Consider the following 26,903-nt stretch of genomic DNA (forward strand, 5'->3'; position numbering starts at 1 on the left):
CATCAGACGGGGGGCGGCGATGGTGCCCCCCTTATTCCTCGGGCAGGGGATAAACCTGCACGGAGGCCTCGCCGCGCGGCGTGTAGATCTGGTTCGCGACCACGGCAAGGAAAAGCGGCACAAGCAGGCCGCCGACAAGGCCGATCCACTTGGCAGCGGACGGGGGCACGAGCACGGCATATTGATCGTCAGACATGGGCGCCTCTCACTGTTGCGTTTGGGGCAACTTATTGAAACACGGCGCCCGGTCAAGGCGACCAAACGCCCGAAAGGCCCATCTGCGACAGTGCGGCCCAGATCGTTGGCCGCACCATGGACAGGCAAGCGCCACAGGCGCAGCGCCACGCCCATCAATGCGCCACCCCCGCGGCGACGCTTTCGTCAATGAACCGCCCCTCGCGGAAACGGTCCAGTCCGAATTCGGCACTCAGCGGCCCAGGTTCGCCCTTGGCGACCAGTTCCGCCATGGCCCAGCCGGATCCGGGAATCGCCTTGAACCCGCCGGTGCCCCAACCGCAGTTGATGAAACAGTTTCCCAGGGGCGTTTTCGACAGGATGGGCGAGCGGTCGCCGGTCATGTCCACGATACCGCCCCACTGGCGCAGCATCTTCAGCCGGGTGATGATCGGGAAGGTTTCGCACAGGGCACGCACGGTTTCCTCGACATGGTGGAAACTGCCCCGCTGGGTAAAGTTGTTGAAACTGTCCGCGCCGCCGCCGATCACCATCTCGCCCTTGTCGGACTGGCTCATGTAGCCGTGCACGGTGTTGGCCATCACGACGACATCCATGCAGGGCTTGATCGGTTCCGACACCAGCGCCTGCAACGCCACCGATTCAACCGGCAGCCGGAAACCGGCCATATCGGCCAGCCGCCCGGAATGCCCCGCCACCACGATGGCGAGTTTTCCGCAACCGATGGCGCCTTTCGTGGTCTCGATGCCGGTGACCTGCCCGCCGGACTGGCGCACGCCGGTCACCTCGCAATTCTGAATGATGTCCATGCCCATCGCCGAACAGGCCCGCGCATAGCCCCAGGCCACCGCATCGTGCCGCGCGGTGCCGCCGCGGGCCTGCCAAAGCGCCCCCAGAACCGGATAGCGCGGCCCGTCGATATTCATGATCGGGACGATCTCCTTGACGCGCTTCGGCCCGATGAACTCGGTCGGGATGCCCTGCAACACGTTGGCATGCGCGGTCCGCTTCCAGCCGCGCACCTCGTGTTCGGTCTGGGCCAGCATCAGCACGCCGCGCGGGCTGAACATGACGTTCATGTTCAGATCTTGGCTCAGGTTTTCATACAGCGACCGCGCCTTTTCGTAGATCGCGGCCGAGGCATCCTGCAGGTAGTTGGAGCGGATGATCGTGGTGTTGCGGCCCGTGTTGCCGCCGCCCAGCCAGCCCTTTTCCACCACCGCGACGTTGCGGATGCCGTGGTTGCGGCCCAGGTAATAGGCGGTGGCCAGCCCGTGGCCGCCTGCCCCCACGACAATCACATCGTATTTCGCCTTCGGCGCGGGCGAGGCCCAGGCCCGCTCCCATCCGCTGTGGTAACGGGTGGCCTCGCGGGCGACGGCGAAGGCGGAATAACGTCTGGTGGCCAACGGGCGACTCCCTCTTGCGGCGGGCGTGTACCGCCCTTCTAGCAACGTTGCGCCGACTAGGCCCGACCCGCCAGCGGCATCGCATCACAAGAACGCGACATGGGGCCGGGTGCAAGGGGGGCATGGCCTTTCCCCCTTTCGGGGCGCCGCCCGGCAGTCTAGACCGGGGGCGAAGACGACAAAGGATAAGGCCCCATGCTGTTCACGGCTCTCGCCATTGCCCTTGCCGCGATCGTCGCGGCGTTCATGCTGGTCACAATGCTGCGCGGGCGGCGCGGCGACGGGCCCGCCGCGGCCTATGACCTGCAGGTCTACCGCGAACAGCTGGAAGAGGTGGACCGCGACCTGGCCCGCGGCATCATCACCGAGGACGAGGCCGCCCGCATCCGCACCGAGGTTTCCCGCCGCGTGCTGGAGGCCGACCGCAAGCTTGCCGCGCAAAAGGCGGCCGGACAGGCGCCGCAGGGGATCAGCGCCGCCGCCGGCGGCCTGGTCATGGCCGCGCTGCTGGGCGGGGGCTGGTTCATCTACAGCCAGATCGGCGCGCCGGGCTATCCCGACCTGCCGCTGCAGGAACGCGTGACCGCCGCCGAGGAGGCACGCGAAAACCGCCCCTCGCAAGCCCAGGCCGAGGCCAATGCCGGCCCGCTGCCCGCGCTGGAGGCGCCCGAGCCGGACCATCTGAAGCTGGTCGAGCAATTGCGCGAGGTCGTGGCCGAACGGCAGAACGACCTGCGCGGCTTTCTGCTGCTGGCCCGCAACGAGGCCGCCCTGGGCAATTTCGACGCCGCGCACAAGGCGCAGGCCCGCGCGATCGAGCTGAAACAGGGCCGGGCGACCGCCGAGGATTACGGCACGCTGGCCGACATGATGGTGATCGCCGCCGGTGGCTATGTCTCGCCCGAGGCCGAAGAGGCCCTGCGCCAGGCCCTGGGCCGCGATCCCGACAATGGCATCGGGCTGTATTACTGGGGCCTGATGCACCTGCAAACCGGACGCCCCGACATCGCGTTCAACGTCTGGCGCAAGCTGCTGACCGTGTCCGAACGCGGCGATCCCTGGCTGACGCCCGTGCGCAGCCGGATGGAAGAACTGGCCTGGCAGGCGGGGGTGCAGAACTACCAGCTGCCGCCCCTGCCCCAGGCCAACGCCCCCCTGCGCGGCCCCAGTGCCGAGGACATGGAAGCCGCCGCCGACATGACCCCGGAACAGCGTCAGCAGATGATCCAGGGCATGGTCGCCAATCTGTCCGAGCGGCTGGCGACCCAGGGCGGCACCCCGCAGGAATGGGCCCAGCTGATCCGCGCCCTGGGCATCCTGGGCGACACCCAGCAGGCCGGGGCAATCTGGACAGAGGCGCAGCAGGTCTTTGCCCAGCACCCGGACGCGCTGGAACTGGTGCGCGGGGCGGCCGTGGATGCCGGTGTCGCGCAGTGAGCGTTCACGACACCCCCGAGGCGCTGGCCGCCGCCCTGCCCCGTGGCCGCGCGCTGCTGGGCCTGGACCTGGGTGACAAGACCATCGGCGTGGCGGTGTCCGACGGGCTGTGGTCGGTGGCCACGCCCCTGGAAACCATCCGCAGGCGCAAGTTCGGGCTGGACGCCGCGCGCGTTCTGGAAATCGCCACCGGCCGCGATGCGGGCGGCCTGCTGCTGGGCCTGCCGCGCAACATGGACGGAACCGAGGGACCGCGCTGCCAGTCCACCCGCGCCTTTGCCCGCAACCTGTCGCGCCTGACCGATCTGCCGATCGGGTTCTGGGATGAACGGCTGTCCACCGTCGCCGCCGAACGCGCCCTGCTGGAGGCCGACACATCGCGCCGCCGCCGAGCCGAGGTCATTGACCATGTGGCCGCCGGATATATCTTGCAGGGCTTCCTGGACCGGCTGTCCCATATGGAGCGCGACGGATGACCAAAGCCACCCCCATCGAAACCCCCTGCACCCAGGTCTGCCGGGTCGATCCCGAAACGCGGCTGTGCATCGGTTGTGCGCGCTCTATCGACGAAATCGGCGGCTGGCTGCGGATGAGCCCCGACGAAAGGCGCCGCGTCATGGCGGAACTGCCGGGCCGACAGCCGCGACGCGCCCGCACCGCATAAGGGCCGCTGGCGTGGTCTAGCGCGGCGTCGGCGGTGTGGACCATTCCGGCAGCGGGAACAGCCTGTCATAGGCCCAGTTGAACGCCAGCGCATAGGTCATGTAAAAGGCCGCCAGCGACACATCCATCACCAAGGCCTGCCACAGCGTCACGCCCAGATACCACGCGAACAGCGGCATCAGGACGACCAGCAGACCCAGCTCGAACAGCACCGCGTGAACAATCCGCGCCAGCGGCCGCTTCAGTGTGGTGCCGGTCAGCCGCCGCAGCCCCAGATCGAAGGCGTGGTTGTAGACCATGTTCCACAGCACGGCGATCACGGCGCTGGCCGCGCTGACCACCCCGATATCCTGCATGGGCATGTCGAACAACGCCGCCCCCAGGGGCACGACGATCAACAGCGCCAGAACCTCAAAGCTGAGGGCATGACGAATCCGGTCAAGTGGCGTGCGCATCGCAACCTCGGGTCTGGTGCCGGGCATCCCGGCCTACACGGCGCGCCGGGCCGTGGGCCGACGCCCACGGGACATGGCATGCGCCAGGCAGGTCGGCAAGGGCCTGTCTGGCCCGGTGCGGGGGCGCGCTGTCCCCTACCCCGCCGCGGCGCGCAGCAGCCGCTTGCGCGAGGGCGGGATCGCGCGGATTTCCAGCCCGGTGAACACATGCAGCGTGTTCAGGTCGCGATCCACCACCGCGTGGTCGCTGACCCAGCCCCCCATCACCAGGTAGGACCGCAGGAGCGGCGGCATCCCCAGCATCGCGCGCTTGGCGTCCGGCTTGCGCAGCCGCAGGTTCTGGGCAAAGCGAAACACGTTCGGCGCCTTGACCCGCGGCAGCCAGCGCTTGGGGCCAAGGTGGCGTTCCTTGAGCAGGGCAAAGGCGTCCATATAGGCCTCGGCCTCGGTCCCCTTGAAGGAGGAACAGCCGAACAGCATTTCGACCCCTTCCTCGTCCACGAAACGGGTCATCGCGCCCCAGGCCACGCGCAGGATGTCGGGATCGCGCCAGTCGGGATGGATGCAAAAGCGGCCCATCTCGACCATCGGGCCGTCGAATTCGGCCAGGGCCGACAGCTCGTAATACTGGGCCGAATAGCTTTGACCGATCTCGGCGCCGCAATGCAGGGGCAGCAGGCGGAAACAGCAGACCAGCTCGCCCGTGCGCGCCTCTTCGACCAGCACATGCCGGCAGGCGGCATCGAAATCGTCGGCGTCCACGCCGTCGGGGATCTGGGGCGTGGCGCGGAACGTCTGGTAGCGCAGGCGCTGCGCGGCCTCGACATCGGCAGGACCATTGGCCAGGCGGGCCGTGTAACGACCCTTGCGAAGTGACAGCATCGTGACGGCTCCACGGGACTGGCGGGCGTTGTCCGCGCGCCTAACTATGATTGCGTGGCGATAGCACGCAAGATGTGACAGCAATTTGACAGGAGGAAAGTGACCGAATGCCTCAGAAGATTTCCAGGACCGATGCCGAGTGGCGCGCCCAGCTTTCCGACCTGGCCTACAAGGTGACCCGCAAGCACGGCACCGAGCGCGCCTTTACCCATGACGATTTCCCCAAGGCGCCGGGTGTGTTCCGCTGCATCTGCTGCGGGGCGCCGCTCTTTGAGCAGGGGGACAAGTTCGACAGCGGCACAGGGTGGCCCAGCTTTACCCGGCCGATCGACGGCGACGCCGTGGGCGAACAGGTCGACCGCAGCCTGTTCATGAAACGGACAGAGGTGCATTGCGCCGCCTGTGACGCGCATCTGGGCCATGTCTTTCCCGACGGGCCGGCCCCCACGGGGTTACGGTATTGCATCAACGGCGTGGCGCTGGATTTCGCCCCCGAGGGGGAAACGCAATCCTGACGGCTACGGAAAAGTCACGATACGCGGGCTGCACAGGGGGGCGCAGAATACCGCGCAAAGATCCGCCTGGCCCGCATCCCGCCGGGGCGGGGTGCGCGGCCCGGTGAACGCAACAGACGCAACCGGAACGGAAGGTGTTCTTTTCCAGCCCCAGCCCCGGGGGCAGGCCATCGGCCGCCTGTCAGTCGATCACGTCGTCGGCGCGGAAGTTGCCCAGGTTCCCCATCAACTGACGGATGAAGGAGACACCCTTGACGTTGTCATCCGTAACGCGGCGGTTCAGGGTGACGACGCGACCCTCTTCCAGTCCGAAACGCTCGATGTTGCGGACGGTCCCGTCCGGGGCGAAGGAAATCGCGACAACTTGCCGGTCGACCACCTCGGGCGCGCGGTATCCCACCGTCTTTTGGGTGCTGGCGACATAGTACCACGCGTCGCCACGGATCACGCCGCTGGCCTGGGGGGAACCGATCACCTCGCCCACCGTGGCGCGGGTGTCGACGCCGACCACGATCTGTTCCAGGTCGCGGTCGAGGGGAACATAGCCATAGTTGCGGATGATCGGACTGCACGCGGCCAATGCACCCGAAAGCAGCGCCACGGCCATCCATCTTGCCCATCTTGCCTGCATCGTCACCCTTCCACCCTCTTGTCACGGGGCCGTTCCCTGCCTATCGACGCTTACAGAAGGACGACCGCCTGTTCAAGAATGGAACATGTCATGCCCGACCGCCCGGATACAAACAGCACGATCCAAATGCGCCGCTTGGGCGGACGCTTGCCGGTGGACATCCTGCTGCGCCCCGACGCCGAGGCACGCGCCGCCATGGCCGACCGGCTGGGCCTGATCGGCCTGCGCAAGCTGCGGTTCGAGGGACGGCTGGTGCCCGAGGATCGGCGCGACTGGCGGCTGGAGGCCCGGCTGGGCGCAACCGTGGTACAGCCCTGCGTGGTGACGCTGGCGCCGGTGACCACGCGGATCGACACCGATGTCATCCGGCACTACCGCGCGGAAATGCCCCCGCTGCCCGAGAGTGAAGAAATCGAGATGCCCGAGGACGACACCCAAGAGCCGCTGCCCGAGACCCTGAACCTGACCCGCGTCCTGGAAGAGGCGCTGGCGCTGGCGCTGCCGCTCTATCCCCGCGCCGAAGGCGCAGAACTGGGCGAAACCGTCGTCGCCCCGCCGGGGGCCGCCCCCCTGACCGAAGAGGCCACGCGCCCATTTGCCGGGCTGGCCGCGCTGAAGAAAAAGCTGGACGGCTGACGCGTCCAGAAAAACACTTGCGCACAGCCAGAATCGCAGTATGTTCCCGGCCTCGCTTGCATGATGGGTAGGACGCCGCGCCGAGGGCGCCACGAGCCGCGCTTCCCCAAGAGAAATACCACCGGGCAAACCGCCCCGAAGGATCGAGGTTGAGACATGGCTGTCCCTCGGAATAAAGTTACGCGCTCGCGCCGCAACAACCGCCGTTCGCACGATGCTCTGGTTCCGGGCAACCCGGCCGAGTGCGCCAACTGCGGCGAACTGAAGCGCCCGCACCACGTCTGTTCGGCCTGCGGGCATTACGACGACCGCGAGGTCGTTGCCCTGGCCGACGAGATCGACCTGGACGAAGACGACGCCGCCTGAGCCGGCCGGCACGGCTGAGCGTCGCAAATGACCGAAGAGCAACGTGAGCAATTGCGCGCCGCACCGCGGACGGTGATCTCGGTCGACGCGATGGGTGGGGACCGGGGACCGTCCGCCGTAGTGTCGGGCCTGGCCCGGTCTGCCGCCAAGAACCCGGATATCCGCTTTATCCTGCACGGCAACGCCGCCGTCCTGGAAAAGCTGGTGGGCAAACGCCGGGCTCTGGAGGGGCGGGTCGAGATCCGCCACGCCGACGAAGTCGTCACGATGGAGGCCAAGCCCAGCCACGTCATGCGGCATGGCCAGGGCACCTCTATGTGGTCGGCCATCGACAGCGTGCGCAAGGGTGAGGCCCCCGTCTGCGTGTCCTGCGGCAATACCGGCGCGCTGATGCTGCTGTCCATCGTCCGGCTGCGCAAGCTGCCCGGCGTCAACCGCCCTGCCATCGCCTGTCTGTGGCCCTCGCGCAGCCCGCAGGGGTTCAACGTGATGCTGGACGTGGGCGCCGACGTGCGCGCCGACGAACACGACCTGCTGCAATACGCGCTGATGGGGACCTCTTACGCCCGCAACGGCTTGGGGCTGGAACGGCCTCGCGTCGGCCTGCTGAATGTCGGCACCGAGGAAAACAAGGGCCGGGCCGAGTTGAAGGCCGCCCATGACATGATCGAGACCTGCGCCGCGCAAGCGAATTACGACTTCGTCGGGTTTGTCGAGGGCGGCGATATCCCGTCCGACAAGGTCGACGTGATCGTTACCGACGGGTTCACCGGCAACGTCGCGCTGAAAACCGGCGAAGGCACCGCACGCCTGATCGGCGATTTCATGCGCGAGGCGTTCAAGGCCACGCCGCTGTCGCGGGTCGCCGCCCTGCTGGCCTACACATCGCTGCGCCGCCTGAAAAAACGCATCGATCCGCGTCGGGTGAATGGCGGCGTGTTCCTGGGCCTGAACGGGACGGTCGTGAAATCGCACGGCTCGTCCGACGCAACCGGCGTTTCGGCGGCGGTCAAGCTGGCCTTCGAACTGGCCCAGTCCGGTTTCTCGGAACGGCTGGCGCAACGGGTGGCCACGGCTGCCTGCACCGAGGACGACCCCAAGACAGCCATCGCCAGGAGCGCGCAGTGACCAAGCAGATACGGGCCATCGTCAAGGGGGTCGGGCATTGCCTGCCCGAGCGCGTCGTCGAGAATGCCGAATTCGAAAAGACGCTGGACACCTCTGACGAATGGATCCGCACCCGGTCCGGGATCGAACGGCGCCATTTCGCCAGCGAGGGGGAAAAGACCTCTGACCTGGCGCTGGCCGCCGCCCGCGCCGCGCTGGCGGATGCGGGGCTGGACGCTGCGGATCTGGACGCGATCATCCTGGCCACCACCACGCCGGACCTGACCTTCCCCTCGACCGCGACGACGGTTCAGGCGGGGCTGGGCATGACCGCCGGCTTTGCCTTTGACATTCAGGCGGTCTGTGCGGGCTTTGTCTACGCGCTGTCCAACGCCAACGCGCTGATCCTTTCGGGCATGGCGAAACGGGTGCTGGTCATCGGCGCCGAAACCTTCAGCCGCATCCTGGACTGGGAAGATCGCGGCACCTGCGTCCTGTTCGGCGACGGCGCGGGCGCGCTGCTGCTGGAGGCCGCAGAGGCCGAGGGCACCCCAGACGATCGCGGTATCCTGTCGGTCGATCTGCATTCGGACGGGCGCCACCGTGACATCCTGTATGTCGATGGCGGCGTGGCCACCGGCGATACGGGCCATGTGCGCATGCAGGGCCGCGAGGTGTTCCGCCACGCCGTCGAAAAGCTGTCGGACACCGCGCATACGGCGCTGGATCGGGCCGGCCTGTCGGGGGCGGATGTGGACTGGCTGGTGCCCCACCAGGCGAACCTGCGCATCATCAAGGCCACCGCGCAGCGGCTGGACCTGCCGATGGAGCGCGTCGTCGTCACCGTGCAGGACCATGGCAACACCTCGGCGGCCTCTATCCCGCTGGCGCTGTCAGTGGGCAAGGCGCGTGGCCAGATCAAACCCGGCGACCTGCTGGTGACCGAGGCCATCGGCGGCGGGCTGGCCTGGGGCGCGGTCGTTCTGCGCTGGTAGACCGGGCTGCAACGTCGGGTTACAAGGCGTTGTTATTGACTCCGAAATCGGTTTTTCCCTACCCTTGGGAAGCGATTTTCACGGAAAGGGCGTTGGTATGGCGGGCAAGACCCTGACACGGATGGACCTGACCGAGGCGGTTTTCCGCGCCGTCGGCCTGTCGCGCAACGAGTCCGCCGATCTGGTGGAAAGCGTTCTGCAGCACATGTCCGATGCGCTGGTGGACGGCGAAACGGTCAAGATTTCCTCTTTCGGGACATTCTCTGTCCGGGAAAAGGCAGCACGGGTCGGGCGCAACCCCAAGACCGGCGAGGAGGTTCCGATTCTCCCGCGCCGTGTGCTGACCTTCCGGCCCTCTCACCTGATGAAAGAGCGGGTCGCCGCCGGCAACAAGTCCTGACGCCCGGATGGAAAAATCCCCTGACGCGTTCCGCACGATCAGCGAGGTGTCCGACTGGCTGGACACCCCGCCGCACGTCCTGCGCTTCTGGGAAAGCCGGTTCACCCAGGTCAAACCCGTGAAACGGGCCGGCGGGCGGCGTTATTACCGCCCCGCCGATATGCAATTGCTGGGTGGAATCAAGCGGTTGTTGCACGAAGAGGGCATGACGATCCGCGGGGTTCAGAAGATCCTGCGCGAAGAGGGTGTGCGCCTGGTGGCCGATCTGTCGCCGCCGCTGCCGGGCGAGCAACGCCCCGAGGGCAGCGAAGACATCCCCATGCCCCCGCTGCCCGCCACCCGCCGCGCCAAGTCACGCAAAGCACCGGCCAAGCCGGTGGCCGAACCTGCCGAACCCGACGCCGAAGAGGCGCCGATGTTGGAAAACGCGGAACCGGAAAAGGCAGAGGACAACGTCGTATCCTTTACCGCCCCGCCCATCGCCGCGACGCCGGGTGCGCCTGAATTGCCGGGCCTCTTCGACGCGGCAGCCAAGGCGGAGAGTTCCGACCAGGGGGAAACGGACACGCCCCCCGCCGCACCCAAAGATGCCGCGCCCGCAACGTCGCAGGATGGGGCAGAACCACCCACGACCGAAGGGACCGACACAACGGGCGAGGATCGTGCGACTCGCCCAATCCTAGAATCAGCGCAAGCTGCCCCGCCCGCCGAAGCGGCCACCGCGCCGGTGCCAAACGAAGATCCGTCCAAGGACGCCGCCGCGCCCCCCCCCACGGACGCACCGGCGGAAATCCCGCAGGATCAGGCGGCCCCCGAAACTGCCGAAACCACCACCGCCCCGCAGGACGACGCCCCGGCGGCCGACACGGGCGATGCCGCGACAGGCGCAGCGGCGCAGCGGCGCCCCCTGGGCGCGGACCTGCCTGTCGATGATCCGGCGGACGACGATCCGGCCTATGCCCCCGACGCCCCGCCCCTGCGCGTGCGCCTGCACGAGCCGCGTTTGCGCCAGGCAATCCAGGCCGATCCGGCCCGCGTTTCCGCCGCGCTGGAGCGCTTGAACGCCCTTGCCGCGCGGATGGATGAAAACCGCGGAAATTGACGCTTTGGGAATGGGATTTGCGTCTTGCCCCCGCTGCCAGACATGGTATGACACCCCCCACATCGGGCTATGGCGCAGTCTGGTAGCGCGTCCGTCTGGGGGACGGAAGGTCGCAGGTTCAAGTCCTGCTAGCCCGACCATCACAACCACCGCCCGCACCCGCACGGGGTTGCGGGCGGTGGTCGTTTCAGCCTGCTGCGCACGAGGTTCGCGATGACCGGAACCGGCGTTCTGCCCGCGGAACAGATTTCCCAGCTTGTCGATACCGGCGCGATCCGCGTCAGCGCCCCCTTGGCCCCGGGTCAGGTCCAGCCCGCCTCGCTGGATCTGCGGCTGGGCGACGTGGCCTATCGGGTGCGCGCCTCGTTCCTGGCGGGGGGCGGGCGCAGCGTGGCTGATCGCCTGGCCGATTTCGAGATGCACCGGATCGACCTGTCGGGCGGCGCCGTGCTGGAAAAGGGATGCGTCTATGTGGTGCCGCTGATGGAACGGCTGGCCCTGCCCGACGACATCCAGGCCGTGGCCAATGCCAAAAGCTCGACCGGGCGGCTGGACCTGCTGACCCGCGCGATCACCGACGGCGGCGAAGAATTCGATCGTATCCGCGCAGGCTATGACGGGCCGCTTTACGCTGAGATCTGCCCGCGGTCCTTTTCCGTGCTGGTCCGGCCCGGCCAGCGCCTGAACCAGATCCGGTTCCGCCGCGGGCAGGCGATGCTGAACGATGCACAGCTAACACAGTTGCACGCGACCCACCGGCTGGTGGCGGGGGGGCCTGCGGTGATTTCGGATGGGCTGGGCTTTTCCGTCGATCTGCGGCCGCAGTCGGGCGATCTGGTCGGCTATCGCGCAAAACCCCATGCGGGCGTGATCGATCTGGACCGTATCGGCGCCTATGACCCGGCCGAGTTCTGGGAAGAGCTGCGAACCGACGCGGGACGGATCATCCTGGATCCCGGCGCTTTCTACATCCTGGTCAGCCGCGAATCGGTGCACATCCCGCCCGATTACGCCGCCGAGATGGCCCCCTACCTGGCCATGGTCGGCGAATTCCGGGTGCATTACGCGGGCTTTTTCGATCCCGGCTTCGGGCATGACGCGGCTGGCGGCACCGGGTCGCGCGGCGTGCTGGAGGTGCGTTGCCACGAGGCGCCCTTCGTGCTGGAACACGGACAGGTCGTGGGGCGGCTGGTCTATGAACGCATGGCCGCGCGGCCAGGCACGCTCTATGGCGCTGGCATCGCATCGAACTATCAGGGGCAAGGGCTGAAGCTGTCCAAGCATTTCAGGACCACCTGACGCCCCGAACGCGGACGGCCCTACTGCCGGATCAGAACCGCCCCATGCGCCGTGCGATGCGCATGGATTGCTGCAGGCGCTTGCGGGTTTCGCGGGTCTGGGCCTGGGATTGCGGGTCGGGCTCTGCCCCGGCATCGTGTCCCTGACCGCGCCGGCTGGCCATGTCGATCCCGGCATCGATCCCCTTGTGCAGCACCTTCCGCATGACGATGCGGACGGCCATGTTGATCAGTTGGTTCGCGTTCATCGCTCGCTCTCCTGTCGCCCCCGCTCAGCTTTCGTCCTCGAACATGTCGCCCTGTGTGGACGCGTCTGTTTCGTCCTCTTCCGCGCCGGGCATCGGGCGGCTGTCCAGCAGCCCCGCGGCGCGCAATTCCTTCAGCCCCGGCAGGTCGCGGGCGCTTTCCAGCCCGAAATGGTCAAGGAACCCTTCGGTTACAACATAGGTCACCGGACGGCCCGGTGTCATCCGCCGCCGCCCGAAACGGATCCATTCCAGTTCCAGCAACTGATCGATCGTGCCCCGGCTTAGCGAAACGCCGCGGATTTCCTCGATCTCGGCACGGGTGACCGGCTGATGATAGGCGATGATCGCAAGCGTTTCGATCGCGGCGCGCGACAGCTTGCGGATTTCGACGGTTTCCTTCTGCATCAGGAAACCGAGGTCGGGCGCCGTGCGGAACGACCAGGCCTCGCCCACGCGCACCAGGTTCACGCCGCGCCCCTCGTAGCGGCGGGCCAGGTGGGCCAGCGCAGCGGCCGCGTCGCAGCCATGGGGCATGCGCGCGTTCAGTTCCGCCACGCGGACCGGGTCGGCGCTGGCAAAAAGGATCGCCTCGACCATGCGCTCTTGCTCGGCCATGGGCGGGGCCTCGAAAAGGCTTTCCTCCGGTTCCGTGTCCTGCGCCATCACGGCACCCTCTTGCGAATATGGATGGGCGCAAAGGTATCGCCCTGCCGGATTTCCAGCGCGCCCTGTTTCACCAGTTCCAGCGAAGCCGCGAAATGCGCCGCTGTCGCGGCCCGGCGGCGCGCGGGGTCCAGTTGCCAGCCCTCGGGCAACCAAGAGGACAGGTCCACCCAATCGCCCGCATACCCGATCATCCCGCGCATCCGTTCCAGCGCCTCTTCCATCGTGTAGACGCTTTCGCGGTCCAGCGCGTAGGGGCGAAACTCATCCTTGGTGCGGATGCGGGCATAGGCCTGCATCAGGTCCAGCAGCGTCGCGGTATAGCTGACCCGGCGAATGCGGGTGACGTCCTCTGTCAGGCCACGCACGAAAAAATCGCGGCCCTTCTGATCGCGCGCCATCAGCCGGGCGGCGGCCCCGCGCATCGCCTCCAGCCGCTCCAACTGAAAGGCAAGATGCGCGGCCAGATCCTCGCCCGAGGGGCCGGCCTCTGACGGGTCGGGCGGCAGCAGCAGGCGCGATTTCAAAAAGGCCAGCCACGCCGCCATGACCAGGTAATCGGCGGCCAGTTCGATCCGTAACGCCTTGGCGCTGGCGATAAAGGCCAGGTATTGTTCCGCCAGGTGCAGAACGGAAATCCGGCGCAGGTCCACCTTTTGCCCCCGCGCCAGTGACAGCAGCATGTCCAGCGGCCCTTCATAGCCGTCCACGTCGACGATCAGCGCCTCGGCGGCGCGGCGCGCGGCGACGGGATCGTCGGCCTGATCGAACGCGGCATCCTCATCCATGCCCTGCCCCTTGCGGCATCGCCTCCAGCTCGGCCGCCAGCGCGGCAATATCGGCGGCATCGGGCGGCTGGCGCCGAGCCAGCGCCCGCGCGGCGCGGGCGGCACTCTCCGCGCCCAGCACGCCGCTTGCAGTGACGACCTCTTCCATTTCCGTCAGATCGCCGTTGCAATGCAAGACCACATCGCACCCTGCCGCCAGCGCCGCGGCAGAGCGCGCGCCGATCGAACCGTGCAAGGCCTGCATGGAAATGTCGTCCGACATCAGCACCCCGTCAAACCCCAGATCCCGCCGGATCAGCGCGATCCCCTCGGGCGATGTGGTGACGGGCAGGTCCGGGTCAATGGCATCGAAAACGATATGGGCCGTCATGCCCAAGGGCAGGTCGGCCAGCGCGCGGAAAGGGGCGAAATCCGCAGCCTCCAGCGTGGCGCGGTCGGCGGTGACGCGGGGCAGGTCCAGATGGCTGTCCACCGTCGCCCGCCCATGGCCGGGGATGTGTTTCAGCACGGGCAGAACGCCCCCGTCCAGCAACCCCTGCGCGGTGGCACGCGCCACATTGATCACGGTGGCTGGATCGTGCCCGTAGCAGCGGTTTTTCAGGATCGGGTGGGTTTCCGACCGGGCCAGATCGCCCAGGGGGGCGCAATTCGTGTCGATACCGACCGCAGCCAGGTCCGCCGCGATCAGGCGGGACCGCAGATACATCGCGCGTGCTGCCTGCCCCGGCCCCACCGCCGCGATCTGATCCAGTGCGGGCATCCATTGCCGCCAATGGGGCGGCCCCATGCGCTGGACGCGCCCCCCCTCTTGGTCGATCAGGACGGGCGCGTCGCGGCCCACCGCGTCGCGCAGCGCGCCGGTCAACCGGCGCAGTTGGTCGGGGGTTTCGACATTCCGGGCAAAGAGGATGAACCCCAGCGGGTTCGCCTCGGCGAAAAACGCGCGCTCCGCTTCGGCCAGGGATGGGCCGGCACAGCCCAGGATAAAGGCGCCGGCGCCCAGGCTCACCGTGCGACCACCGGGATGCAGTCCGCGCCCTCAGCCATCAGCGCCGCGCAAAAACGGCGCGCCTCTGCCAGGTCGCCAAAGCCCGCCGCGCGCAGGCGGTAGAACAACCGCCCGCCGCTTTCGGCCTCTTGCACGACGCGCAGTTTTTCATCGAAGAAATCGCCATAGCGGTCCGATCCGGTCAACCGCCCCCAGACCTGCCGGGCATCCGCCTGCGTATCAAAGGCGCCAAGCTGCACCAGAACGGTGCCCGGGACGATATCCTCGGGGACCAGGTCCGTGATGGGCGCAGGTCCGACAGCCGCCGACGCCGCGGCAATTGCCGCGCGGGCGACCAGGTCGGTTTCCGGGCGCGCGATCGGACGGGGCGAGCGGGCAAGCGCACCCTCTGGCAACTCGCGCATCGCCACGGAAACCGTTGCCGTTTCAGGCGCCGTGATCTCGGCCCCGGCCGGTACCTTGGTGGAGGGGATTTCGCCCCCCGCGTCAAAGGCCAGCGGCGTGGGCGCCGCGATGCCCGGCAAATCCTCGGCAAGGGCGGCCGGTCGCACCGGCGGCACAAGCGCCCCACGGGTGCGGTCCTCGGCGACCAGCCCGACCGAACGGGGGGCAAGCTGCAACTCGTCAGGGGGCGGCGCGACGCCACCCGCGGCGGCAACGTGATTGACCGCCAGCCCCTGGTGCGCGGCCAGTTGACCGCCCGGATCGTCCGGCGCCACACGCATCGGCCCGGCCAGCGCCTGCACGACCGGAACGCCGGTCATGTCGCGCACCGTGATCCGATAGCCCCAGGTCGCCAGCCCGGCGACCAACGCCAGCGACATCACGCCCCCGGCCCACATTGCGAGAACGCCCAGAATGGGCGGTACGCCCTCCGCGTCGTCGTCCACGACCGCGTCGAAGTCGATATCTGCCATCTATGCCTCGCCCTCCGGCGCCGCCTTGGCGACCCGGATGTCTCTTGCCTGCTACGACACCGGCGGGCTGCGCTTTGTTCAGATCAGCGCATTTCCTCTACCGGTTCGACCCCTAGGATACCAAGACCGGCAGAAATAACAACGGCAACGGCGCGGGCAAGGGCGATTTTGGCGGTGCTGGCGGCCGCGTCGCCCTCTTGCAGAAAGCGCAGGGCGGGCGTGTCGTTGCCCCGGTTCCACAATGCGTGGAACTCGGACGCCAGATCGTAGAGGTAGAAGGCAATGCGATGCGGTTCGTGGCTGCGCGCCGCGATTTCGACCAGCCGGGGCCACTCGGCCAGCTTTTTCGCAACCGCCAGTTCGGCCTCATGCGTCGTGTCACCCAGATCGGCGCCCGCCAGCGTTGCATCATCGACCGCGATCCCCGCCTCGCGCGCCTTGCGCAGGACGGAACAGACCCGCGCATGGGCATACTGCACGTAAAAGACCGGGTTATCCTTGGACTGCTCCAGCACCTTGTCGAAATCGAAATCCAGCGGTGCGTCGTTCTTGCGCGTCAGCATAACAAAGCGGGTCACATCCGCGCCCACCTCGTCCACCACGTCGCGCAGGGTCACGAAGGTGCCCGCCCGTTTGGACATCTTGAAGGGTTCGCCGTTTTTGTAGAGCTTGACCAGCTGGGTCAGCTTGATGTCCAGCGGCACGCGGCCATCGGAGAGGGCGGCAACGGCGGCCTTCATCCGCTTGACGTAACCGCCGTGATCGGCGCCGAATACGTCGATCAACTGGTCATAGCCGCGTTCCACCTTGTCGAAGTGATAGGCGATGTCGGGGGCGAAATAGGTCCACGACCCATCCGATTTCATGATCGGCCGGTCCACGTCGTCGCCATGTTCGGTGGATTTGAACAGGGTCTGTTCGCGCGGCTCCCAATCCTCGGGGGTCTTGCCCTTGGGCGGTTCCAGCACGCCGACATAGATCAGGCCCTTGCCCCGCAGCGCATCAATGGCAGCCTCGATCCGGCCGGTGCCGTACAGCGATTTCTCGCTGAAGAAGCGATCCATGCTGACGCCCAACGCCGCAAGGTCATCGCGGATCAGGTCCATCATCCGTTCGGTGGCGAATTCGCGGACATCCTCCAGCCAGACGTCCTCGGGCTGGTCGACATAGGCGTCGCCCACCTTGTCCTTCAGCGCCTCGCCGACCTCGATCAGGTAGTCGCCGGGATAGGTGCCGTCTTCGAAGGCGACCTCTTGCCCGTGCGCCTCCAGATACCGCAGATAGACAGAGCGGGCCAGCACATCGACCTGCGCGCCGCCGTCGTTGATATAGTATTCGCGGGTCACCTCGTAGCCTGCGTAATCCAGCAGGCTGGCCAGGGCATCGCCGAAGACCGCGCCGCGGGTATGGCCCACATGCAGCGGCCCGGTGGGGTTGGCCGACACATACTCGACATTGACCTTTTCGCCCTGCCCCATCGCGGACCGGCCAAAGCCGGTGCCATCGGACAGCACGCGCGCGATTACCCCCTGCCAGACGCTCGGCGCTAGGCGCAGGTTGATGAAACCGGGACCAGCCACATCGGCCAGGGCCACGCGCGGGTCGGCGGACAGGCGCGCGGCCAGATCGGTGGCGATATCGCGGGGTTTCATCCCGGCCGGTTTCGCCAACACCATCGCGGCATTGGTGGCCATGTCGCCATGGGCGGGGTCGCGGGGCGGCTCGACCGCGACGTTGCGGGTGTCCAGCCCTTCGGGCAGCGCGCCCTCGGCGGCCATGGCGGCAAGACTGTCGATCACCAGCGAGCGCAGATCGTCAAAGAGGTTCATATCCCATCCTTTCGGCTTGCCGCGGGGTTTACCACGGGCGCGGGCGGGGTCAACGGTGGGCAGCGGTTTCGCCTTTCGGGCCGGTGCGGCGCGATGCTACGCTCATCCGCGACAGGAGGCAGGTTTGCGCAGGCTCTGGCCAATACTCGGGTTGGGCATGGTCGCGGTGGCCCTGGTGCTGGCCGCGCCCTGGCTTTTGCTTGCGCCGTCCCATGATCGCGACTGGCAGCCGGTCTATGGCCGGGTGGCGCAGGTCACGCCCCTGCCCGACGGGCGCGTCCGCCTGTCCAACATCCGCGACTGGTCCTACGCGCCCGACGGGCAACCCACCGCGCAGACATGGATTGCCCGCGATCTGGACCCCGCGCAACTGCGCCGTGTCTGGTTCGTGATGGAGCCGTTTTCGAAAAACCCCGCCATCGCCCATACCATGCTGTCCTTCGAGTTTGCCGATGGCGCGGCCTATGTCGCCTCGGTCGAGGCCCGGCGCGAGATCGGCGAACCCTACAGCGCCCTGCGCGCGGCGTTGCTGCCGACCCACGAATACCTGTGGGTCTGGACGACCGAGCGTGATGCCTACGGCAATTCGACCTGGTTTACCGAGGATGCGCTTTACCTGTACGCGCTTGCGCTGACCCCGGCAGAGGCACGGGCGATCCTGCGCGAAGTGCTGGCCGATACTGCGGATGTGGCCGCAAACCCGCGCTGGTATCACACGCTGGCGGCGAACTGCACGAACGTTCTGGCGCGCACCGTCAACAAAACGCGACCGGACGCGGTGCCGCTGGACGTGGCCTGGCTGTTGCCGGGCTATGCCGACAGTTTCCTGCATCGGCTGGGCTATATCGCGCCGGGGCGGGATTTCACCACCGCAGAGACCGCAGCCCATATCACCCCGCTGATCCCCGCGGCCTATACCGCACCCGATCCCACCGCGTTTTCCCGGCGCTTGCGCGCGGCAATGGCGGCTCAGGACACCTCGGCCACCAGCCGTTGATGTTCGTGCATCGCAAAACGGTCGGTCATCCCCGCGATGTAATCGGCCACGATCCGCGCCAGGGCGGTTTCGTCCGCCGCCGCCTTCACGTCCTCGCGCCACTTCTCGGGCAGCAGGGACGGATCGGCCAGAAACAGCGGGAACAGATCCTCTACGATCTTGGTCACCTCGGCGCGGACGGCCATGACCGAGGGCGCGCGATACATCCGCCGGAACAGGAAGGCGCGGATGTCCCGCAGATCGGACCACAGCGCATCGGAAAACCGGATCACGGGCCGACCCAGGTTGCGCACCGCGGCCGCGTCCTGCGGCGCCGCCTGTTGCAGGATGTCGCGCGAGCGGTCGATAACGTCGCCCACCATCACGCCAAAGACGCGGCGCAGCGCCTCGTACCGGCGGCGTTTCCAGTCCAGGCCGGGCCAAAGCCTGTCCACCTCGGCGAAACAATCGCCGACGATCGGCAGGGTCGCGATTTCGTCCTCGGTGAACAGGCCTGCGCGCAGCCCGTCATGCAGGTCGTGATTGTTATAGGCGATGTCGTCGGCAAGGGCCGCGACCTGCGCCTCGGCGCTGGCATGGGTCGCCAGTTCCAGGTCATGGAGCGCGTCATACTCGGCCAGCGCATAGGGCAGCGGGCCGGTGACGGGACCGTTATGCTTGGCGATGCCCTCCAGCGCCTCCCATGTCAGGTTCAGGCCGTCGAATTCCGCGTAATGCCGTTCCAGCCGGGTGACGATGCGGATCGCCTGGGCGTTGTGGTCAAAACCCCCATAAGGCGCCATCAGGGCGGCCAGCGCGTCCTCTCCGGTATGGCCGAACGGAGTGTGGCCCAGATCGTGCGCAAGCGCCACCGCCTCGGTCAGTTCGACATTCAGCCCAAGCGCGCCGGAAATCGTACGCGCGACCTGCGCCACCTCGATGGAATGGGTCAGCCGGGTGCGGAAACTGTCGCCCTCGTGCACGACGAAGACCTGCGTCTTGTTCATCAGCCGCCGAAAGGCCGAGGAATGGATAATCCGGTCCCGGTCGCGCTGAAAACATGAGCGAAAGGCGCTTTCCTGCTCGGGGAAACGCCGTCCGCGGCTTTGACCGGGATCACAGGCATGGGGCGCAAGCATGGGCGGTCTCATTGCTTGTTCTGGGGTGGTTCAGGGCCATATATTGGAAAGACAATGCTTTTGACACAGGGAAACGCCGCGCGATGGACCTGACACTTCCCCCCAAGGTAACCGACCGCGCCTTCGCCCGCCTGGCCGAGATCGGGGCGGCACGCGAGGGCAAGGCCCTGCGCATCGCCGTTGAGGGCGGCGGCTGCTCGGGCTTTCAATACGAAATCCGGCTGGACGATGTGGCAGAGGACGACATGGTGCTGGAAGGCGCCGGCGAGAAGGTGGTGATCGACCCGGTTTCGCTGCCCTTCCTGTCGGACGCGACCATCGATTTCACCGAGGAACTGATCGGTGCGCGGTTCGCCATCGACAACCCCAATGCCAGCAGTTCCTGCGGCTGCGGCACCTCGTTCGCGATGTAAGCCATGGATGGTGTCACCGCCCTTGTCCCCCGGGACCGGTTCCTGCCGCCGGTGCCCGCCAACACCGCTGCCGGCACACCCCGCCGCGTGGGCGTGGAGATCGAGTTCGGCGGCCTGACCGAGGCGGAGGCCGCCGCGCTGGTGACCGACACCATCGGGGGCGATGTCGAAACGAAGACGGCCCACGACCTGACGGTCGAACAGACCGCCTGGGGCAAGGTCAAGGTCTGCCTGGATACCGCCTGGCGCGATCAGGCGGGGCACGCACTGGCCGATCTGGGCCTGGACCTCAGCCGCGCCGTCGTGCCGGTGGAAATCGTCACGCCCCCGCTGCCCCCCGACGCCCTGCCCGCGCTGGACGATCTGCGCGGGCGCCTGCGCCGCGCCGGGGCCACGGGCAGCCGCAACGGGGTTTTGCTGGGCTTTGGCCTGCACCTGAACCCCGAGATTGCCAGCGAGGGAACAGACGCCATCGTGCCGGTCGCGCGCGCCTTTGCCCTGCTGGAGGATTGGTTGCGCAAGGCGGACCCTATTGACCCCTCGCGCCGGGTTCTGCCGTTCATTGAACCTTACCCGCGCCCCTTCGTGGACCGCCTTGCCGCAGAGGCGCGCGACTGGTCGCTGGACACGTTCATCACCGCCTATCTGACCGACACGCCGACGCGCAATCGCGGGCTGGACATGCTGCCCTGCCTGCGTCACCTGGCAGAGGATCGTGTCGTGCGTGCCCTGGGCGCCGATGCGCGGCAGATCTCGGCCCGGCCTGCCTTTCACTATCGGCTACCCGATTGCCGGATTGATGAGATCGGCTGGCGCATCGCCTATGAGTGGAACCGCTGGGCGATGGTCGAGGCGTTGGCCGCCAACACCGTGGAATTGAACCGGCTGGCCGATGACTGGCTGGACTATCGCGCGCAACTCACCACCACCCGGCCCGACTGGCTGGCCCTGGTCGAGGCGCGTCTGGACGAGCTGGAACTGTGGAAAGGCACATGCCCGACCGACCGCTGATCGCCGTCACCACCTCGGCCCGCTCGGGCTGGCGCATTTTTCCGCTGGTGGCGCTGAACCTGTGGCTGGCCGGCGGGCGCGGGGTGCGTTGGGGCACCGGCCGACCCGCTGATCTGGACGCGGTGGACGGGCTGATCATCGGGGGCGGCGACGACATCTCGCCCGACCTGTACGACATGCAGATCGTCACATCGGCACGGCTGGACCCGGCCCGCGACGCACTGGAACGCGATCTGGTCGAGGCCGCCATTGCCCGCAACAAGCCGGTACTGGGCATTTGCCGCGGCGCACAGATGATAAATGTCGCGCTTGGCGGCAGCCTGCATCAGGACGCCTACGGCACCTACACCGCCTCTGACCGGCACTGGACGGTCCTGCCGAAAAAACAGGTCCAGGTCTGTCACGACACCCGGCTGGCGGGGATTGCGGGCACCGCCCCGATGCGCGTCAACGCCCTGCATTCCCAGGCCGTGGACCGCCTTGGCCGTGATCTGCGCGTTGCCGCCCATGACCGGGGCGGCATGGTCCAGGCGGTCGAACGCACCAGCGATCCCTTCGCCCTGGGCGTGCAGTGGCACCCCGAACACCTGTTCTATGCCCGCCGCCAACGCGCCATCTTCGCCGCCCTTGTTGCCGCCGCCCGCGCCTGCCGCACGGACACTGTGCAACTGCGCGCGGTCGATGCGCTTGCCGATGAGCAAGGCCTGTGACATCCCATGTGACAAGGTCACCGAACGACGCAAAAAATTGCCGTATCTTTCCGGTGCGTCCCTGAACCCCATGGCACGAAATCGTGATATGGGCGACGGAAAACTGTAACGTGACCGTTTCAAGGGTCGCGTGCTATCGCAAACGCGATTTCAACACCGCAATGAAGGAGACATTCATGCGCAAGGTTCTTCTGACTGCCCTGGTTGCCGCCATCCCGGCCACCGGCTTCGCCGCCGGCCTGGAAGATCTGGTCGAGGCCCGCCGCGGCTATTACAAGCTGCTGGGCGCCAACATGGGCACCCTGTCCGCCATGGCCAAAGGCGATGTCGCCTATGACGGCGCCGCTGCCCAGACCGCGGCCGACAACCTCAAGACCCTGACCCAGTACAACGTGGGCCACCTCTACGCCCCCGGCACCTCGAAGGCCGACATGCCCGGCAAGACCCGCGCCCTGCCCGCCATCTGGGAAGATCAGGCCGGCGTCGCCGAAAAAGGCATGGCCTATGTCGAGGCCGTGAACGCCCTGGCCGAAGTGGCCGGTCTGGACCGTGCCGACATGGGCAAGGCCCTGCAAAAGGTCGGCGGCACCTGCAAAGGCTGCCATGACGACTACCGCGCCAAGGATTTCTGATCCATGACCAAGAGCTCGAGCACCGATACCGCCAACCTGGAAACCGTCCGCGTCTGGGACCCGCTGCTGCGTGTCTTTCACTGGGCCCTGACCATCTGCGTGGTCGCCGCCTGGGGATTGGGCCAGTTCGGCCCTGACGTGATGACGCTGCATTTCTATTTCGGCTACGCGGTGCTCGGGCTGCTTGCCTTCCGCGTGCTTTGGGGCTTTGTCGGCCCCAAACACGCGCGCTTCCGCAGCTTTGCCTACGGTCCCTTTTCGATCCTGAAATACGTCTTCGGGATGTTCCGACGCCGCCCCTCCTACTGGCGCGGGCACAACCCACTGGGGGGCTTTTTCGTCTTCGTCCTGCTGGCCGTGCTGCTGGGTCAGGCCGCCACGGGCCTGTTCGTCGACCCCGAGGATTACGTGAATGTTGGCCCGCTGGCCAAATACGTGTCCTCCGACACCGCGCGCACGGCGCTGTCCTGGCACGACCTGCTGGCCTGGGCGGTACTTGGGCTGGTTGCACTGCACGTTGCCGCCATCGGCTTCTACAACAAGTGGAAGGGCGAAAACCTGGTCACGCCGATGATCACCGGCCGCAAGACGGTGCGCAAGGACGGCTGATCCGGGACTGGACAGCGCGCGCCCCCTGCTCGATGTCCCCCGCATGACCCATATCGATTGCCTGATTATCGGGGCCGGCGCCGCCGGCCTGATGTGTGCGGCCCATGCCGCTGCCCGCGGCGCCCGCATTCTGGTCATCGACCACGCCCGCGCCCCGGGCGAAAAGATCCGTATCTCGGGCGGCGGGCGGTGCAACTTCACCAACCTGCAGGCCGGGCCCGACAACTACCTGTCTGAAAACCCGCATTTCGCCAAATCCGCCCTGGCCCGGTATACCCAGTGGGATTTCCTGGACCTGATCGGGCGCCACGGCATCGCCTGGCACGAAAAGACGCTGGGCCAGCTTTTCTGCGACGGCAAGGCCACGCAGGTCGTCGATATGCTGCTGGCCGAAATGCGGCGCACCGGGGCGGATCTGCGGCTGGGGATATCGGCAGGCGCCATCGACCATGGTGACGGCGTTTTCCGCGTCAGCCTGAGCAGCGGCGAAATCCTGCACAGCACGACCTTGGTCCTGGCCACCGGCGGCAAGTCGATCCCCAAGATGGGCGCCACCGATTTTGCCCTGCGCATCGCCCGCCAGTTCGGCCACCGGATTACCGAAACCCGGCCCGCGCTGGTCCCCTTCACCCTGAACGGCCCGGCGCTGGCGGGACTCAAGCCGCTTGCGGGCCTGTCAACGCCGGTCCGCGCCACCACGGCGGCCACCAGCTTCGACGAGGCGATGCTGATTACCCATCGCGGCCTGTCAGGGCCTGCGATGCTGCAGCTCTCCTCATACTGGCGCGAGGGGCAAGAGATCGCCATAAACCTGCTGCCCGGCCAGCAGGCACAATCCGCCCTGCGCGACCTCAAGACCACCGCAGGCCGCAAGAGCGTTTCCAACGCGCTGACCGCGCTCTTGCCCGCCCGGCTTGCGGCCCATGTCGCGGCGCGGGCCGGGCTGACGTGCAACATGGCGGACCTGGGGGCACGGGATCTGGACCACCTCGCCAGCACGCTCACCGACTGGCGGCTGACCCCCGCGGGCACCGAGGGCTACCGAACCGCAGAGGTGATGCTGGGCGGCATCTCGACCGAGGGGTTGGAGGCCCGCACGATGGAAAGCCGCCATATCCCGGGCCTTTACGCCATAGGCGAGGCCGTGGATGTCACCGGCTGGCTGGGCGGCTACAACTTTCAATGGGCCTGGTCCTCGGGCTGGGCGGCGGGCACGGCGATCGCGGACCGCACTTAGCGCTGATCCTGCTTTGGTCCAAATATCCTCGCCGAAGGCGTGGCCTGCCATGGACTTCCTTGCCTTCGGCGGGGATATTTCCCCCAACGCAGACACAAGGGGGCGCGACAGACGATGCAGATCGCCACGTTCAACATCAATGGCGCCAAGGCGCGGATCGAAACCGTGCTGAACTGGCTGGACGCGGCCAGCCCGGACGTGGCCCTGTTGCAAGAGATCAAGTCCGAGGACGCGTCCTTCCCCCGCGCGCCGTTCGAGGACCGGGGCTATAACCTGGAAACCCATGGGCAAAAGGGGTTCAACGGCGTCGCGATCCTGTCGAAATACCCGCTGGAGGATGTGACCCGCGGCCTGCCCGGCGATGACAGTGACGAACAGGCCCGATGGATCGAGGCCACCGTGGTCGGCAAACGCGCGGTGCGGCTATGCGGGCTGTACCTGCCCAACGGCAACCCGGCGCCGGGGCCGAAATACGACTACAAGCTGGCCTGGATGGAGCGGCTGGAGGCCCGCGCGCGCGATCTGCTGGCAGCCGAGGAACCGGCAGTGATGGCCGGCGACTACAACGTCATTCCCCAGGATGAGGACGCCGCCCGCCCCGAAGCCTGGAAAGACGACGCGCTGGCCCTGCCGCAGACCCGCGCGGCGTTCCGGCGGATCGTCAATCTCGGCTTTACCGAGGCCTTCCGCGCCCGCACCCACGGGGGCGGGCATTACAGTTTCTGGGATTACCAGCGCGGCGCCTGGAACCGGAATGACGGCATCCGCATCGACGATCTGCTTTTGACGCCCCAGGCCGCCGACCTGATGACCGACTGCCGGATTGAATCAGAGCTGCGCGGCGGCGAGAAACCCTCAGACCACGTGCCCGTCTGGCTGACCCTGGACGCCTGAGCCTCAGGGCGCGGGCGCGGCCACCAGCGGGTGGCGCGCGGCCACGTCATGGGCATAAAGCCAATCGAACCGTTTCAGCGGCCCGCCCGGTGCCAGCGCCCCGCCGACCCGCAGCGCCGCGTGGGCAGCGATGCGCAGCGGACCGGACAGGTGATAGTTGCGCGCGTTGCGGCTGGCGGCATCGACGATGCGCATGGTGCGCGGGCGCCGCTCTTCCTGATAGGCGGCAAAGGCGGCCTCGGGGGTGTCGTGGCTTTCCAGCGCCGCGGCCAGCACCCAGGCATCCTCCAGCGCCATGTTCGCGCCCTGCGCCAGGAAGGGCAGCGTCGGATGCGCCGCATCGCCCAGGATCGCGGCGCAGCCCTTGTGCCAATGCGGTGCAACCGGATGGCGGAACAACCCCCACAGGTTGACGCGGGTGACACGGTCCAGCAGTGCGGGCACCTCGCCCCCGAAATCGGCAAAGGCAGCGCGCAGGTTGGCGGGCTGGTCGTCGTGGTTCCACCCCTCGTCCACCCAGTCGCGGCGTTCCTCGACGGCGACGATGTTGATCAGGTCGCCGCTGCGCAGCGGGTAATGCACCAGATGCCGGCCCGGCCCCATATGGACATTCGCCACCGGGTCTACCCGGCCATTCGCCGGAACCGTGGCACGCCAGGCGACCTGCCCGGTGAAACTGGGCGCCGCGCGCCCGTTCAGCACGCCGCGCACGACGGAATGCAGGCCATCCGCACCAATCAGCGTCTCGGCGCTCAGATGCGCGCCCTGCGCCGTGGTCAGGTGGGCACGGTCCTGTTCCAGGGCAAGGCCGGTGATTTCATGCAGAAAACGGATCTGGACCCCTGCCGCCCGCGCGGCGCGGGCCAGCATTTCGACCAGGTCTGCGCGGTGGATGAAGTAATAGGCGCCGGCCGCGCCGGACAGGTCCAGGCGCAGAACCTCGCGCCCCTGCCTGTAATCGCGCAGCGCAACCTCGTGCCCGCGCACGCCGATATCGGCCAGTTCGGCCCCCAGGCCCAACGCCTCCAGCACGGTGACGCCGTTGGGGCTGATTTGCAGGCCGGCGCCGACTTCGCGGATCGCCTCGGCGCGTTCCAGCACCGTAACCTCTGCCCCGCGGCGGGCCAGGATGGTGGCCACGGTCAGCCCCGAAATCCCAGCCCCCAGAACGGTGATCTTGCGTCCCGTAAGCGCCATGCGGTCCTCCACGGGCCGGTTCGCCGGCCCCTTCGGTTCTTCAGTCGTCGCGGTGGACGCGTTCGCGCCGTTCGTGGCGTTCCTGCGCTTCCAGGCTCAGCGTCGTGGTCGGGCGCGCATCCAGCCGCTTCAGCGAGATCGGCTCGCCGGTTTCCTGGCAGTAACCATATTCGCCCTCGTCGATGCGGCGCAGCGCGGCGTCGATCTTGGAAATCAGCTTGCGCTGGCGGTCGCGGATACGCAGTTCCAGGGCGCGGTCGGTTTCCTCGCTGGCCCGGTCGGCGATGTCGGGAATGTTGCGCCCCCCGTCCTGCAATCCCTCCAGGGTGCTGCGGCTTTCGTCCAGAACCTCGGTCTTGAGCGCGATCAACTTGCGACGGAAATATTCAAGTTGCCGGTCGTTCATGAAGGGTTCGTCTTCGGCCGGGCGATAATCGTCGGGTAGAAATGTCTCGGCTTTCATCGCTTCTTCCTCTTTCGCGCCGGTTGAAACGTGCCCCATATTTCGACTCCCCTCCCGGCGTTTCTGCGCTGCATGTA

General features: G+C 67.3%; 33 protein-coding genes and 1 tRNA gene. 20 read left to right on the forward strand and 14 right to left on the reverse strand.

Features of this window, described 5'->3' with window-relative positions:
- Positions 1-31: 31 nt before the first annotated feature.
- Positions 32-196 carry a hypothetical protein gene (locus EV656_RS16510; protein ID WP_165918955.1) on the reverse strand — a complete coding sequence of 55 codons (165 nt, stop codon included), beginning with the start codon at positions 194-196 and terminating at the stop codon, positions 32-34.
- Between the two features lie 154 nt (positions 197-350).
- Positions 351-1,604, reverse strand: coding sequence for a sarcosine oxidase subunit beta family protein (locus EV656_RS06815; protein WP_132601350.1), 1,254 nt, complete (start codon positions 1,602-1,604; stop codon positions 351-353).
- A 195-nt stretch (positions 1,605-1,799) separates the two neighbouring features.
- On the opposite strand from EV656_RS06815, the gene ccmI reads away from it, so the two are divergent.
- From ccmI to EV656_RS06830, 3 genes are read left to right on the forward strand one after another with little or no spacing between them, the layout of a single operon-like run.
- A complete protein-coding gene (ccmI, locus tag EV656_RS06820) occupies positions 1,800-3,041 on the forward strand; it encodes a c-type cytochrome biogenesis protein CcmI (RefSeq protein ID WP_132601353.1) in 1,242 nt (413 codons plus the stop codon).
- Entirely contained in the window at positions 3,038-3,517 is a 480-nt protein-coding gene (gene ruvX / locus EV656_RS06825; RefSeq protein WP_132601356.1) for a Holliday junction resolvase RuvX, read from the forward strand. Before ccmI ends, ruvX begins: the two co-directional genes overlap by 4 nt.
- Entirely contained in the window at positions 3,514-3,705 is a 192-nt protein-coding gene (locus EV656_RS06830) for a DUF1289 domain-containing protein (RefSeq protein ID WP_132601359.1), read from the forward strand. The genes ruvX and EV656_RS06830 overlap by 4 nt, the downstream gene beginning before the upstream one ends.
- Before the next feature lie 16 nt (positions 3,706-3,721).
- Here the strand turns inward: EV656_RS06830 and EV656_RS06835 are convergent, their stop codons facing one another.
- Complete coding sequence (locus tag EV656_RS06835) at positions 3,722-4,159, reverse strand: PACE efflux transporter (RefSeq protein WP_132601362.1); 438 nt, start codon at positions 4,157-4,159, stop codon at positions 3,722-3,724.
- Positions 4,160-4,294: 135 nt separating this feature from the next.
- A complete protein-coding gene (locus EV656_RS06840) occupies positions 4,295-5,041 on the reverse strand; it encodes a GNAT family N-acetyltransferase (protein WP_132601365.1) in 747 nt (248 codons plus the stop codon).
- Positions 5,042-5,148: 107 nt separating this feature from the next.
- Here EV656_RS06840 and msrB point away from each other — a divergent pair, with 107 nt between their 5' ends.
- Positions 5,149-5,556, forward strand: a complete 408-nt coding sequence (gene msrB / locus EV656_RS06845) for a peptide-methionine (R)-S-oxide reductase MsrB (protein ID WP_132601368.1) — start codon at positions 5,149-5,151, stop codon at positions 5,554-5,556.
- A 181-nt stretch (positions 5,557-5,737) separates the two neighbouring features.
- Here msrB and EV656_RS06850 read toward each other — a convergent pair whose 3' ends face one another.
- Entirely contained in the window at positions 5,738-6,163 is a 426-nt protein-coding gene (locus EV656_RS06850) for an outer membrane protein assembly factor BamE (RefSeq protein ID WP_132601371.1), read from the reverse strand.
- 114 nt (positions 6,164-6,277) lie between these two features.
- Between EV656_RS06850 and EV656_RS06855 the strand changes: the two genes are divergently transcribed.
- The 8 genes from EV656_RS06855 to EV656_RS06890 all read left to right on the forward strand — a co-directional run bounded on the left by EV656_RS06855 (position 6,278) and on the right by EV656_RS06890 (position 12,092).
- Positions 6,278-6,823 (forward strand): YceD family protein, encoded by a 546-nt coding sequence (locus EV656_RS06855; protein WP_242469066.1) that lies wholly within the window; start codon positions 6,278-6,280, stop codon positions 6,821-6,823.
- A 156-nt stretch (positions 6,824-6,979) separates the two neighbouring features.
- The gene (rpmF, locus tag EV656_RS06860; protein ID WP_132601372.1) at positions 6,980-7,189 is read left to right on the forward strand and encodes a 50S ribosomal protein L32; all 210 of its coding nucleotides are present in this window, start codon (positions 6,980-6,982) and stop codon (positions 7,187-7,189) included.
- 27 nt (positions 7,190-7,216) lie between these two features.
- Positions 7,217-8,317, forward strand: a complete 1,101-nt coding sequence (plsX, locus tag EV656_RS06865; RefSeq protein WP_132601375.1) for a phosphate acyltransferase PlsX — start codon at positions 7,217-7,219, stop codon at positions 8,315-8,317.
- Positions 8,314-9,291 (forward strand): beta-ketoacyl-ACP synthase III, encoded by a 978-nt coding sequence (locus tag EV656_RS06870; RefSeq protein WP_243695684.1) that lies wholly within the window; start codon positions 8,314-8,316, stop codon positions 9,289-9,291. The genes plsX and EV656_RS06870 overlap by 4 nt, the downstream gene beginning before the upstream one ends.
- A gap of 97 nt (positions 9,292-9,388) precedes the next feature.
- On the forward strand, positions 9,389-9,691 hold the full coding sequence (gene ihfA, locus EV656_RS06875) for an integration host factor subunit alpha (RefSeq protein ID WP_132601378.1): 303 nt from the start codon (positions 9,389-9,391) through the stop codon (positions 9,689-9,691).
- A gap of 7 nt (positions 9,692-9,698) precedes the next feature.
- Positions 9,699-10,793 carry a MerR family transcriptional regulator gene (locus EV656_RS16515; RefSeq protein WP_165918956.1) on the forward strand — a complete coding sequence of 365 codons (1,095 nt, stop codon included), beginning with the start codon at positions 9,699-9,701 and terminating at the stop codon, positions 10,791-10,793.
- A gap of 63 nt (positions 10,794-10,856) precedes the next feature.
- Positions 10,857-10,933 (forward strand) — tRNA-Pro (locus tag EV656_RS06885).
- 73 nt (positions 10,934-11,006) lie between these two features.
- Complete coding sequence (locus EV656_RS06890; RefSeq protein ID WP_132601381.1) at positions 11,007-12,092, forward strand: 2'-deoxycytidine 5'-triphosphate deaminase; 1,086 nt, start codon at positions 11,007-11,009, stop codon at positions 12,090-12,092.
- A 31-nt stretch (positions 12,093-12,123) separates the two neighbouring features.
- Here EV656_RS06890 and EV656_RS06895 read toward each other — a convergent pair whose 3' ends face one another.
- From EV656_RS06895 to argS, 6 genes are all read right to left on the reverse strand, one after another.
- Positions 12,124-12,339: a hypothetical protein gene (locus EV656_RS06895; RefSeq protein ID WP_132601384.1), complete on the reverse strand. Its 216-nt coding sequence runs from the start codon at positions 12,337-12,339 to the stop codon at positions 12,124-12,126.
- A 24-nt stretch (positions 12,340-12,363) separates the two neighbouring features.
- A complete protein-coding gene (scpB, locus tag EV656_RS06900) occupies positions 12,364-13,002 on the reverse strand; it encodes an SMC-Scp complex subunit ScpB (RefSeq protein ID WP_132601387.1) in 639 nt (212 codons plus the stop codon).
- Entirely contained in the window at positions 13,002-13,790 is a 789-nt protein-coding gene (locus EV656_RS06905; RefSeq protein WP_132601391.1) for a segregation and condensation protein A, read from the reverse strand. The genes scpB and EV656_RS06905 overlap by 1 nt, the downstream gene beginning before the upstream one ends.
- A complete protein-coding gene (gene nagZ / locus EV656_RS06910; protein ID WP_207287094.1) occupies positions 13,783-14,793 on the reverse strand; it encodes a beta-N-acetylhexosaminidase in 1,011 nt (336 codons plus the stop codon). Before nagZ ends, EV656_RS06905 begins: the two co-directional genes overlap by 8 nt.
- A 2-nt stretch (positions 14,794-14,795) precedes the next feature.
- Positions 14,796-15,716 carry an SPOR domain-containing protein gene (locus EV656_RS06915; RefSeq protein WP_132601397.1) on the reverse strand — a complete coding sequence of 307 codons (921 nt, stop codon included), beginning with the start codon at positions 15,714-15,716 and terminating at the stop codon, positions 14,796-14,798.
- Positions 15,717-15,799: 83 nt separating this feature from the next.
- Positions 15,800-17,545 (reverse strand): arginine--tRNA ligase, encoded by a 1,746-nt coding sequence (gene argS, locus EV656_RS06920; RefSeq protein WP_132601400.1) that lies wholly within the window; start codon positions 17,543-17,545, stop codon positions 15,800-15,802.
- Between the two features lie 157 nt (positions 17,546-17,702).
- Between argS and EV656_RS06925 the strand changes: the two genes are divergently transcribed.
- Positions 17,703-18,542 carry a lipoprotein N-acyltransferase Lnb domain-containing protein gene (locus EV656_RS06925; protein ID WP_207287090.1) on the forward strand — a complete coding sequence of 280 codons (840 nt, stop codon included), beginning with the start codon at positions 17,703-17,705 and terminating at the stop codon, positions 18,540-18,542.
- Here the strand turns inward: EV656_RS06925 and EV656_RS06930 are convergent.
- Entirely contained in the window at positions 18,515-19,660 is a 1,146-nt protein-coding gene (locus EV656_RS06930) for a deoxyguanosinetriphosphate triphosphohydrolase (RefSeq protein WP_132601406.1), read from the reverse strand. The two genes, EV656_RS06925 and EV656_RS06930, sit on opposite strands and share 28 nt — an antisense overlap.
- Positions 19,661-19,749: 89 nt before the next feature.
- Between EV656_RS06930 and EV656_RS06935 the strand changes: the two genes are divergently transcribed.
- The 7 genes from EV656_RS06935 to xth all read left to right on the forward strand — a co-directional run bounded on the left by EV656_RS06935 (position 19,750) and on the right by xth (position 25,166).
- Positions 19,750-20,073 carry a HesB/IscA family protein gene (locus tag EV656_RS06935; protein ID WP_132601802.1) on the forward strand — a complete coding sequence of 108 codons (324 nt, stop codon included), beginning with the start codon at positions 19,750-19,752 and terminating at the stop codon, positions 20,071-20,073.
- A gap of 3 nt (positions 20,074-20,076) precedes the next feature.
- Positions 20,077-21,084, forward strand: coding sequence for an amidoligase family protein (locus tag EV656_RS06940; protein WP_132601409.1), 1,008 nt, complete (start codon positions 20,077-20,079; stop codon positions 21,082-21,084).
- Positions 21,066-21,794: a gamma-glutamyl-gamma-aminobutyrate hydrolase family protein gene (locus tag EV656_RS06945; RefSeq protein WP_132601412.1), complete on the forward strand. Its 729-nt coding sequence runs from the start codon at positions 21,066-21,068 to the stop codon at positions 21,792-21,794. The genes EV656_RS06940 and EV656_RS06945 overlap by 19 nt, the downstream gene beginning before the upstream one ends.
- A 176-nt stretch (positions 21,795-21,970) precedes the next feature.
- Positions 21,971-22,426 (forward strand): c-type cytochrome, encoded by a 456-nt coding sequence (locus EV656_RS06950; RefSeq protein ID WP_132601415.1) that lies wholly within the window; start codon positions 21,971-21,973, stop codon positions 22,424-22,426.
- Positions 22,427-22,429: 3 nt separating this feature from the next.
- Complete coding sequence (locus EV656_RS06955) at positions 22,430-23,035, forward strand: cytochrome b/b6 domain-containing protein (protein ID WP_132601418.1); 606 nt, start codon at positions 22,430-22,432, stop codon at positions 23,033-23,035.
- Positions 23,036-23,078: 43 nt separating this feature from the next.
- On the forward strand, positions 23,079-24,272 hold the full coding sequence (locus EV656_RS06960) for a BaiN/RdsA family NAD(P)/FAD-dependent oxidoreductase (RefSeq protein ID WP_132601421.1): 1,194 nt from the start codon (positions 23,079-23,081) through the stop codon (positions 24,270-24,272).
- A 114-nt stretch (positions 24,273-24,386) separates the two neighbouring features.
- On the forward strand, positions 24,387-25,166 hold the full coding sequence (gene xth / locus EV656_RS06965; RefSeq protein ID WP_132601424.1) for an exodeoxyribonuclease III: 780 nt from the start codon (positions 24,387-24,389) through the stop codon (positions 25,164-25,166).
- Between the two features lie 3 nt (positions 25,167-25,169).
- Here the strand turns inward: xth and EV656_RS06970 are convergent, their stop codons facing one another.
- Both EV656_RS06970 and dksA read right to left on the reverse strand, forming a co-directional pair.
- Positions 25,170-26,363, reverse strand: a complete 1,194-nt coding sequence (locus EV656_RS06970; RefSeq protein ID WP_132601427.1) for an FAD-dependent monooxygenase — start codon at positions 26,361-26,363, stop codon at positions 25,170-25,172.
- A gap of 40 nt (positions 26,364-26,403) precedes the next feature.
- Entirely contained in the window at positions 26,404-26,826 is a 423-nt protein-coding gene (gene dksA, locus EV656_RS06975; protein ID WP_132601430.1) for an RNA polymerase-binding protein DksA, read from the reverse strand.
- Positions 26,827-26,903: the final 77 nt, after the last annotated feature.

Source organism: Rhodovulum adriaticum (assembly GCF_004345735.1).
Lineage (GTDB): Bacteria > Pseudomonadota > Alphaproteobacteria > Rhodobacterales > Rhodobacteraceae > Rhodovulum > Rhodovulum adriaticum.